This is a genomic window from Paenibacillus oryzisoli, assembly GCF_050467285.1.
GTDB classification, from domain to species: Bacteria; Bacillota; Bacilli; order Paenibacillales; family NBRC-103111; genus Paenibacillus_E; species Paenibacillus_E oryzisoli_A.
In genome coordinates, this window is sequence record NZ_JBCMUN010000018.1 from 97,041 (window position 1) to 104,789 (window position 7,749).

General features: G+C 43.3%; 5 protein-coding genes and 1 pseudogene. All 6 read right to left on the reverse strand.

The window, feature by feature from the left end:
• Positions 1-57: 57 nt before the first annotated feature.
• Positions 58-420, reverse strand: coding sequence for a hypothetical protein (locus ABE504_RS26345; protein ID WP_430094649.1), 363 nt, complete (start codon positions 418-420; stop codon positions 58-60).
• A gap of 188 nt (positions 421-608) precedes the next feature.
• Positions 609-1,820: a methionine adenosyltransferase gene (gene metK / locus ABE504_RS26350; RefSeq protein ID WP_126142962.1), complete on the reverse strand. Its 1,212-nt coding sequence runs from the start codon at positions 1,818-1,820 to the stop codon at positions 609-611.
• Positions 1,821-2,166: 346 nt separating this feature from the next.
• Positions 2,167-2,436: an alpha/beta-type small acid-soluble spore protein gene (locus ABE504_RS26355; RefSeq protein ID WP_126142961.1), complete on the reverse strand. Its 270-nt coding sequence runs from the start codon at positions 2,434-2,436 to the stop codon at positions 2,167-2,169.
• Between the two features lie 273 nt (positions 2,437-2,709).
• On the reverse strand, positions 2,710-3,258 hold the full coding sequence (locus tag ABE504_RS26360; protein ID WP_430094652.1) for a hypothetical protein: 549 nt from the start codon (positions 3,256-3,258) through the stop codon (positions 2,710-2,712).
• A 91-nt stretch (positions 3,259-3,349) separates the two neighbouring features.
• The gene (locus ABE504_RS26365) at positions 3,350-6,565 is read right to left on the reverse strand and encodes an S-layer homology domain-containing protein (RefSeq protein ID WP_430094654.1); all 3,216 of its coding nucleotides are present in this window, start codon (positions 6,563-6,565) and stop codon (positions 3,350-3,352) included.
• Between the two features lie 307 nt (positions 6,566-6,872).
• Positions 6,873-7,749 (reverse strand): annotated as a pseudogene (locus ABE504_RS26370) (hypothetical protein); the annotation flags it as partial.

Consider the following 7,749-nt stretch of genomic DNA (forward strand, 5'->3'; position numbering starts at 1 on the left):
CCGCCCGCGGGTTTGCTCTCTGCTTGAGATACATTGGATTATATTTATAATCGAGGCTTATAAACTGCTAACTCGCTTCAACTTTGCTTCTTGCTCAATGGAACGATATGATAAAAGTTCAATCAAATGCTGTTGCTGCTCTTGATTCTTCTCAATGCGCTTCACCGCTTCATTCGTTTCCATGATCGCTTGTTTCATTTGGGACTGCTCGAGTTCAATTCTGTCGAAGCGTGCATCCATAGCGTCAAGCCGAGCGTCGATGCCGTCCAGCCTCTTGTCAATGCCATCGAATCTTGCGTCCATTGCATCCAGTCTCGCATCAATACCGTCGAACCTTGCGTCCATTGCATCCAATCTTTTGTCAATGCTTTCAAGCTTCTGAAAAATGGCCGACAATACTTCCTTCAACTCATGATCCATAATAATTCACTCCCGTTCTCAAAGTGATAATTCTATCTTAACACAGCCTGCGGCACAAATATATTATACGACAAAAATATCGCATTTTCCCATTTTTTATGCAAATTTAATGCACCGTTCTCGTCACAATTTGTCATAAAATACGACAAAAAACCGCCCAAATCGGGCGGTTTCCTACCTGCCAGCTTTTATACCAAAGCTTGTGCTTGTGCTTTAAGTGTTTCTGCTTTGTCTGTGCGCTCCCAAGGAACGTTCAGATCGTTACGGCCGAAGTGACCGTAAGCAGCTGTTTGACGGTAAATCGGACGACGAAGGTCAAGCTCTTTGATGATGCCCGCTGGGCGAAGGTCAAAGTTACTTTGAACCAGCTCTACCAGCTTCTCTTCGCTGATTTTACCTGTGCCAAATGTATCAACGGCGATAGACACGGGACGTGCTACGCCGATTGCGTAAGCCAATTGAACTTCACATTTGTCAGCAAGGCCAGCTGCTACGATGTTTTTGGCAACGTAACGCGCAGCATATGCGCCGGAACGGTCAACCTTTGTCGGATCCTTACCGGAGAACGCGCCGCCACCGTGACGTGCGTAGCCACCGTAAGTGTCAACGATGATTTTACGGCCAGTCAAACCAGCATCCCCTTGTGGTCCACCGATAACGAAACGGCCAGTTGGGTTAATGAAGTAGTTTGTTTTCTCGTCCAACAGGTTTGCAGGAACGATAGGCGCGATAACATGCTCTTTAATGTCTTTTTGGATTTGCTCCAAAGTCACATTCTCATCGTGCTGTGTGGACACAACGATCGCATCAACGCGAACCGGTTTGTCATCTACGTATTCAACAGTCACTTGTGTTTTACCATCTGGACGCAAGTATGGGAGCGTACCGTTCTTGCGAACTTCAGTCAAGCGACGAGCCAGTTGGTGGGAAATCGAAATAGGAAGCGGCATAAGTTCAGGTGTTTCATTAACAGCAAAACCAAACATCAACCCTTGGTCACCCGCGCCGATTGCTTCAATTTCAGCATCCGACATGGAACCTTCTCTTGCTTCAAGCGCTCTGTCAACGCCTTGTGCAATGTCAGGAGATTGTTCATTTAGGGAAACGAGCACTGCACAGGTTTGGGAGTCAAAACCAAATTTTGCGCGAGTGTACCCGATGTCTTTAATTGTTTGTCTTGCGATAGCCTGGATATCCACATACTCAGACTTCGACGTGATCTCACCAATTACCAAAACCAAACCAGTTGCTACCGAAACCTCACATGCTACACGAGCATTTGGATCGTTAGCCAAAAACGCATCCAATACCGAGTCAGAAATTTGGTCACAAATCTTATCCGGATGACCTTCTGTTACGGATTCGGATGTAAATAAACGACGACCGCTTACATGCGCCATTCTCTTCATCCTCCTACATTCTATATTTCTTAGTATGTTTGAAAAGCTTTTAATCGATGCCTCTATATGAAAAATGGGCCCGGCTTTAGCGGCAGCTTTTCACGCCAAACGGAATCCCTCTTTTTGCGCGCAAGCGCTGGAAAGAACAACGAATTCCGTAAAAAAAATGAACCTTTCCCGTCCTGAGAAAGGTTACACGAAAGTTAGACCTTCAATTCGTTATCTTACTACATTTATATAGGAAAGTCAATTTAAATACCTAATTGCATACTTTAAGGAAACTTTAAGCTTTCGATCATTTTTTGTTCATTGGACTTTTATAAAATGAAAAAACAAAATAAGTTCACTACAGACTAAACAGCGTTTCTTCCGCTCTCTGAATGAGCCGCGCCGTGATGCGTCCGCCCACCGCTCCCGTGTCTCTAGAGGAAATGTGCCCCCAGTAGTCCTCTTTCACAGAGGAGGAAGGAATCGCGCCCAGTTCTGTCGCAAACTCCGTATCGGCATTTAAGGACATTTGCTTTCCTACAGGCAAGCCAAGTTCAGCAGCGATTTCATACTTCAGCACATCCAAAGCCTTTTTGGATTCCGGAACCACTTTACTGTTTCTCGCCATAATGAAACGCCTCCTTAGGTTTTGTTAGAGATTGGTCCCCTCTAGCGCCTAAGCTTATTGGGGTATGGCTTTAGTATGGCTGGATTCCGCGCCTCAAACCGAATAAGAAGTTGGCTGTAAGGGTAAAATATTGGAGAGTTCGAAATGAACGAGTTCGCGGTCGAAAATAAATAAAAGAATTGGCCTCCCCTACTTTTGGGACGATCCAATTTACCGATGTCAGAGCCATCTCGAAAACAAAAAAGGGCAAGCCTTTGGCTTACCCTCGTAGAATTACTTTTCGGCTGTGCTGCCGTCTGCATTGAGCACAAGATATCCGCCACGTACCATGACATAAACTTCGGCATCATTTTTCGTCGAAACCTGGATCCCGCGGCCTTCCGTCGGGAAAATCAAAAGATGATTCAGCGCAACTTCCGTTCCCGCTGGCAAATCCTTGCCTCCCGTCACATCCGGGATGCCATTTCCGTCTTTGCTCACGGCGAGGACCTTGCCCGTTCGCACGATAAATTCCGCGCCGGCGCCGGCGTACAGAGTTTGTCCAATTTTCAACTGGACAACCTTCATATTCGCCGCTGGCGTTGCAACTGAGCCTCCGTTGCTCCCACTGCCATTCTGGCCATTGCCAGAATTGGCCGCGATCGCGGAGGCAACAATCTCCTTCACCTTTGCTTCGCTTAAGGTGTTCTGATCAAAATAGCTCTTCGTGATCACGGGATCACTCGAAGAGCCCGCAGTTGGGGCTTCGGCTTGGGAGGTCTGCGCCGCAAATAAAAGGACGATTGTGCTTATAAGTACAAGTTTTGTTTTTTGCTTATTCATTAATGTCACCTTCTTCTCTTTTTAAGCCTATACTAAGCTAGTTTGTAAAAAAAGAAAAGACCCCGGAGGGTCTTATCTTTCAATATAATTATTATGGAGTTGGATTAGCTTTTACTACCACTGTCGTCATAGCAGTCTTACCATTTGGAGCAGTTGCAGTTATTACAAAGGAACCAGTACCACTAACACTAACTTTATTGGTAGCAGGATCAAGCGATGCAGTCACACCATTAATTTCAGATAATGTGTAACGGATTTGCAGGTACTTGTCGTAATTTTTGATGACATCATTACCAGCAGTTTTAGAACCGTCGCTGACAAAATCGTTACCGTATTGGTTCTTAACAGTAACTTTACCCATCAATTCATAAACATTTTCTTGATCAGCAGCTGAAGTAGTAAGTGTAGTTGTTGTATTAGCGGCAACAATCGACTCTACGCGATTAGCTTCATTCTTCACATTCACTTGACCAGCAACATATTTCGCTGTTCCATCAGCTGCTTTGAAGTAAACAGTTACATTTGCTGTACCTACTTTGTCGCCAATTACATAAGCAGTAGCAGATGGTTCTGCGCCAGTGATATCAACTTGTGCAACGTTATAAATATCTGAAGTTACAGAAGTGATCGTTTTTGGCAATGCCACATCAATACCACCTGCAGTTTTAGCGGATACAACCAACTCTTTCGACAGTTCACTTGTATTAACATTGCTTTCTTGTGCATCCGTATCAACATAAGTTGCATCGTCACGAGTATTGAACAGATCACCAATTGCATTCAAGCTATAAGTCAGGTTCTTAGCTTCGTCAGCAGTTACAATCGTTACTTTTCTTGCAATAGATGCAACGCTTTGATCAATCAGTTCACCAGCTGCTAGAGTAGCAGTTTTCACATCACCTGTTGCCGATGCTTTGGTTTTACGAAGCTCGAATTTCAAATCGATATTTTGACTCGCAGTTGTACCTGCTGTATTAATTACAACTTCTTTGTCGCTGAATGCACCAAGTTGAAGGACATCTTTGTCATGAACAGTAACTCCGTCAACGGTCACTGTAAATGCTGATCCATCTGTTTTAGTAATATTAGTGTACACATCGTATGTTACTGTTTGACTATTTTGTACGATATTGATATTAGCATCGTTTGTATAGTCGCCATCAGTGTCTTGAACCGTAGAGAACGCAGTCATTTTTTCTCCGTATTGGTCAAACACTTGGAATTTAGGTTTAGTCGTAGCTCCCGCTACTGCTTTAGTTTTAGCTTCTGTAGCTACTCTAATGCTATCTGGATAACGAACATCTGCAAGCGGAATGTTCAATTGAGCATTGCTGTTCACGCCAATGCCATAGACCGCAACAAAGAGATTTCCTTGACCTTTAGCTATAACTTTCGAAATATGAATTTTACCTTTATTCGGCCCAGCTTGAACGATTTTGTAATCTTGGGAAGCATCAGTTGAATGAACTAACATGGCATTAGGAACATCTTTACCTGCACCAAGAATCAAGTTACTGGAAGCAGTAATTTTGAATCTTCCCGCTTTCGCATTGTCTACGATATCGTCAGCAGACAATTTATTGCCAGCTTCATCGTAAGCCACCAATTCAACATACTTATCGTTGTCGCCGTAAGCGATTGTTGTGGATGGTTGAACTAGCTCAACTTTTGTAGCTACTTTAGAAGCTTCTGCTTTAATTTTGACAGAGGATTGAGAACCGCCACCGAATACAGTAACTGTGTACTCTTCGGACTTCTCAACATTTGCTGCCAATGTTACAACAACATCATCAACATTGTCATTGTTCTCATCAACAACTACTGCAGGCGTACTGCCTAAAGCGTCACTGTATGGAGTTACGAAAACAGTAGGAACAATTGCAGAGCCTGTTTCTTTCGTAATAACGCCGCCGTATTGGTCATATTGTGTCAAGGCAATTACTGCTTTTTCACCATTTAGAGAAAGAGCGGATTTGCCGTTTCTGTAAGATACATCACCAAGCTCTACTTTAGTTACGTAAGGAACGTCACCAACTTTGAATACTTTTGTTGCAGAAATGTGCTGATCGTTGTCATAGATATTAATGGATACTTGGCTATTGTTAGGAACTACGCCATCGTAATTTGTGTCCAAGATAACAAACAATTTGCCATCTTCTGTTTTGGAAAGTGTCGCAGTACTTGGAGTTGTAGCATACACTGTGTAGTTACCTGCAGAGAAGGTAGCGGCTTCACCGTATTGGTTAGTTGGTTGAACTTGTACACGAGCCTTGTCAGATTTCGCAATTGTGTCACCAGCAGTAACGAACTCGATTTTAGTAAGTTTTTCGTTTTCACCAGTAAATTTTGCAGATGTTTTGTCTACAGTATCAGCATCCAATCCAGAAACTGTCGCTGTGTATTCACCTTCAGCAACTTTGGAATCAGTCAGTGTAAGCACTACAGACTTAGCATCTTCAGCCCAAGCTGCAGTTGTTGTTACAGCAGCAGTCCCTTTTGTCAAAGCAACAACCGCTTTAGTTTTGTCAACTGGTTTGCTGAAAGTAACTTTTACTGATTTAGCGCCTGTTGCTTTTGCTTCAGTAACGGATACTTTGCCAGGAGCTACGTATTGTTGTTTTGCTTCATAAGCACCAGTTAACAGAAGGTCGCGAGTTGCATTTGCTTGGCCACCGAATTTACCGTCTTCGCCATTAGCAAGAAGTTTTAGTTCAAGCGCAAGTGCTACGTAACCTTGAGCCCAGTCAGAAACTGTGCTGTCGTTACCAGTTTTCGCTTTGCCATCAGCATCTTTGCCCAGAACGCGAACCAAGAACGTAGCAAGTTGTTCTTTAGTTACTTTACCAGCTGGGTTGTAAGTGCCTTCGCCGTAACCGTCAGTTACACCAGCAGTTTTCAGAGCTTCGATGTAAGGAAGTGCGTAGCCGTTAGCTGCGTCATCTGCTTTTACGTCGGAGAAGCTGGAAGTTGTAGCGTCAGCTTTCAGATCAAGAAGAAGCGCTGCAACTTTTGCAAATTGTGCACGGTTCATTTCGTCTTTCAAACCGAATGTTGTGTCGCTTACGCCGTCAAAAATGCCAGCGGAGATCATTGCGTCAAATTTTGCTTTTGTAGCTGCATCAAGATCTTTCAGATCTGTGAAGTCAGCGGATGTTTTACCGAATGCTACGGAAGAAAACATGGATAATGCCATTGCTGTAGTCAAAACTACGGATAAACTTTTCTTCATAACCTTTTTTTCTCCTCCTTGAATATCTTTCTTCTGATTTAGGTTGAATTGAACAATATTTGAGCTCGATTTCCTCATTGTTTGGTTCACCCCCTTTCCAGAGTTAGAGCATTATATAACTAAGTTCATAACAGTCAGCTAGTTCGACTGCAAAGAAACTCTAGTAAACTGAAATAGATTCTAGACTTACACCAATTCACATTATACATTGGTCGAATTACATCGTAAAGTTTTTTTTCTTATTTACAAGCCAATAAAGGAAAAAAACCTGTGTTTTTTGTTTTCAAAGTATTAAACGCATATTTTCAAGAAAAGTTGCGACCGTCTTAAAAAAGTTTTTTTCATATAAAAAAGAGGCCCTTGCGGGCCTCTAGGTGAGAAGTAATTATGGAGTTGCTGTCACCACAACTGTTGTGGATACAGATTTGCCATTTGGTGCAATGGCTGTTGCTACAAAGGAACCTGTTCCGGATACGGACACGGTGTTGTCAGCTTTTAATGTTACTGTCAAGCCATCTGTCACATTTGTAATTGTGTAACGCACTTGCAGGTAGTTATCATACGCTGCCAAAACATCTTTCGTCGAGGAATCTTTTGTAGATCCTTCACTTTTGAATGTGTTTCCGTATTGGTTCGTTACCGTTACTTTGTTCATCAGGTAGAAGATGTTTTCGTTGTTTGCTTGCGCCGTTGTAAATGTTTTTGTTGTAGAACCGGCTGCAATTGTTTCTACGCGGTTCGCCTCATTTGTAACATTTACTTGCCCGCTTACACTCTTCGTTTCACCATTTGCTGCTACGAAGTACACAGTCACGTTCGCTGTACCTACTTTGTTACCAATGACATAGCCTGTTGCTTCTGGATCTGCACCGTCTTCTTTAACTTGCGCTACGGTATAAACATCAGATGTTACGGATGTAATTGTTTTTGGAACAGCCACCGCATTGCCTGCAGCATCTTTCGCGCTTACGATCAGTTCTTTCGCAAGTTTGCTTGTTGCCGCGTCGCTTTCTGTTGCGTCAGTTGCAGCGTAAGTTGCATCGTCACGCGTATTGAAGAGGTTGCCTACAGTGTTCAGGCTGTAAGTCAAGTTTTTTGCTTCATCTTCGGTAATGATGGTTACTTTTCTCGCAAGGCTCGCTACGCTTTGATCTACTACGGTACCTGCTACTGCACCTGTGTGGGTAGCTTCGCTCTTACGCAGTTCAAATTTCATATCCAAGCTAGTTCCTGCAGCCGCACCAGCTGTGTTTACCGTAATT

What these genes read in the sequence shown, in the direction of transcription:
- ABE504_RS26345 (WP_430094649.1), bottom strand. Translation starts at nt 420, where the DNA reads ATGGATCATGAGTTGAAGGAAGTATTGTCGGCCATTTTTCAGAAGCTT.
- metK (WP_126142962.1), bottom strand. Translation starts at nt 1,820, where the DNA reads ATGGCGCATGTAAGCGGTCGTCGTTTATTTACATCCGAATCCGTAACA.
- ABE504_RS26355 (WP_126142961.1), bottom strand. Translation starts at nt 2,436, where the DNA reads ATGGCGAGAAACAGTAAAGTGGTTCCGGAATCCAAAAAGGCTTTGGAT.
- ABE504_RS26360 (WP_430094652.1), bottom strand. Translation starts at nt 3,258, where the DNA reads ATGAATAAGCAAAAAACAAAACTTGTACTTATAAGCACAATCGTCCTT.
- ABE504_RS26365 (WP_430094654.1), bottom strand. Translation starts at nt 6,565, where the DNA reads ATGAGGAAATCGAGCTCAAATATTGTTCAATTCAACCTAAATCAGAAG.